The 2497-nt window shown below is 64.1% G+C and carries 4 protein-coding genes; 2 read left to right on the top strand and 2 right to left on the bottom strand.

Features of this window, described 5'->3' with window-relative positions:
* Together EOD07_RS30640 and EOD07_RS30635 are read left to right on the top strand one after the other, a co-directional pair.
* Window positions 1-252 (top strand): ArsC/Spx/MgsR family protein (locus EOD07_RS30640; RefSeq protein ID WP_281059099.1); only part of this gene is annotated, 252 nt, incomplete at its 5' end.
* Entirely contained in the window at window positions 253-1440 is a 1188-nt protein-coding gene (locus EOD07_RS30635) for an MFS transporter (RefSeq protein WP_127237963.1), read from the top strand. It begins immediately after the preceding gene.
* Between the two features lie 145 nt (window positions 1441-1585).
* On the opposite strand, the gene EOD07_RS37875 is transcribed toward EOD07_RS30635, so the two are convergent.
* Window positions 1586-1966, bottom strand: coding sequence for a hypothetical protein (locus EOD07_RS37875; protein WP_164772700.1), 381 nt, complete (start codon window positions 1964-1966; stop codon window positions 1586-1588).
* A gap of 50 nt (window positions 1967-2016) precedes the next feature.
* Window positions 2017-2497, bottom strand: a 481-nt coding sequence (locus EOD07_RS30625) for an outer membrane beta-barrel protein (RefSeq protein ID WP_164772699.1), incomplete at its 5' end; no start/stop codon positions are given.

Raw genomic sequence — 2497 nt, 5'->3', positions numbered from 1 at the left:
ACAGGGTTGTTGCGGGAGAAGGGAACGCCTTACGCCGAACTAGGCCTCGCCGACCCGAAATGGAGCGACGACGAGCTGATCGATTTTATGCTCGCCCATCCGATCCTGATCAACCGGCCTATCGTCGAAACGCCCAAGGGCACGAGGCTGTGCCGGCCTTCGGAAGCGGTGCTGCCGCTGCTCGACAATCCGGTGCGCGAGTTCGTCAAGGAGGATGGCGAGAAGGTCGCCTACGGGCCGGGGCAAGTCTGATTGGAAGCCACGGCACCGCTCGCCCGCAGCCGCCATCTCCTCGTCTCGGCTCTCGGCTTCACACAGATCCTCGCCTGGGGATCGTCCTACTATCTGCCCGCTGTTCTTGCCGCACCGATTGCCAGGGACACCGGCTGGTCGCTCGCGTCGGTCGTTGCCGGGCTGTCCTGCGGGCTGCTGCTTGCCGGGCTGGTCTCTCCCGTTACCGGGCGGCTGATCCAGCGCCATGGCGGTCGGCCCGTGCTTGCCGCGAGCTCGTTGCTGTTGGCCGCAGCGCATTCGCTGCTGGCGACGGCAACCACCTATCCCCTTTACCTGATTGCCTGGCTGCTCATGGGCCTGGGCATGTCGAGCGGCCTCTACGATGCCGGTTTCGCAACGCTCGGCCGCCTCTATGGACAGGGAGCGCGAAGCGCCATCACCAACCTGACGCTCTTCGGTGGTTTCGCAAGCACGGTCTGCTGGCCGCTCAGCGCCTTCCTGGTCGAGCATGGCGGATGGCGTATCGCCTGCCTCTCCTACGCGGCCATCCATCTGGCGATCTGCTTGCCGCTCCATCTCCGGATGATACCGCCGTCTCCGCCCGCGGCGCCCGCGCCAACGAAAGACAGGTCGAAGGAGGCGTCGGCCGCGGGCAGGACGCGGGCACGATTCATTCTGCTGGCTTCCATCCTGACATTGGCCGCGATGATCGCATCCATGCTCTCCGTCCACCTGCTGACGCTGCTGCAATTGCGCGGCGTGAGCCTTGCGGCCGCCGTCGGCCTTGGCGCCCTGGTCGGCCCGTCACAGGTTGGAGCGCGGGTGGCGGAGCTGCTGATCGGCCGCAACCGGCACCATCCGATCTGGACGATGCTGACATCCGTATCGCTGCTCGCGGCCGGGATCTGGCTGCTCCTGGCGAGCCAGACCTTCGTTGCTCTCGCTTTGATCCTTTACGGCGCCGGCAACGGCATCCACACGATCGCGCGCGGCGCGCTGCCGCTGGTGCTGTTCGACCCGCAGCAATACGCGGCGCTGATGGGCAAGCTCGCGACGCCCAGCCTCATCGTCCAGGCGGCAGCTCCTTCGATCGGTGCGCTGCTTCTTGGCATGGGCGGCGGCAATCTCGTCCTGATCGCTCTCGCGGTTGGCGCCACGGTCAATGTGGGGCTCTGCGCCTGTCTTCTCGCGGTGGTGCGCCGATAGCTTCGTCTCACGGCCCTGCAGCCCGGCCGAACTTTACATTTTTGTAAATTGCCCCTGGTGGCCGGTTCACGATACGGCTGGCCGGCGGCTCGGTTCGCTCATCCACTTGTCGGGCAACAGCACTCCCGGATGAACGGGTCGAACCTCATTCAACTTGGGAGAACGCTATGATTCGCAAGGTTTTGGTTGCAGCTTCGGTTGTTGCGCTGTTCAGCGTGCCGGCATTTGCGGCCACGCAGTATTGGGTGGCAAAGGACACCACCACCAAGAAATGCTCGGTGGTTTCCACCAGCCGGACGGCAAGAAACTGACCGACGCCGGGACGAAGGCCTACACGTCCCAGGCCAATGCCGAAAAGGCGCTGAAGATGCTCAAGGACTGCAAGTAAGCTTGCTGTCCTAAAACCCGCGCCCGCTTCGGCACGCCGGAGCGGGCTTTTTTCTGCGTCGGGACTGCCTTCCGCTGCACGTCTTTTCACGAGTCGACGCATGTCGCTCAAAATGCGCGTGGTTTGGCTGAGCGACATGCATCGAACAAGACTCAAAGCGAGTGCGAATCGGAAAGATCGCGAGGCGCTCAGAAACGGAAATTCACGAAAGCCTTCAGCGTGTGGAAGGCCACGTCGTCCTTGATTGTCAGCCCCTCGCCATTGTCGAGGATCTGCTTCGAGCCAAGGTCCACATAGGCATACTCGGTGCCGAAGGAAATGCGATCGGTGATGGCGTGCTCGAGACCAGCGCCGATCGTCCAGCCGGCGCGTGTCTGCTGTTCGTTGAAGACGGTCGTCCCGCCAACGGTCAGCGTCTGCTCGGTCTTGCCGAAGGCGAGGCCGCCATGGCCGTAGATGAGCGTGCGGTCCCAGGCGTGCCCCAGCCGCGCGCGCACGGTGCCGAGATATTTGACGTCCACTTCGCCATTGAAGATCTCGGCGCCGTCCACCGAGGCCGTGACCGAAGCGCCGTAGCTGGATGCGGCAATGTCCGCCACGGCGCCGATCACCCAGCGGTTGTCGAACTGCCAGTCATAGCCGGCCTGGATGCCGCCGAGGAAGCCGCTC

The organism is Mesorhizobium sp. M2C.T.Ca.TU.002.02.1.1 (assembly GCF_003997225.1).
This window is presented reverse-complemented; position numbering and strand designations above follow the sequence as displayed.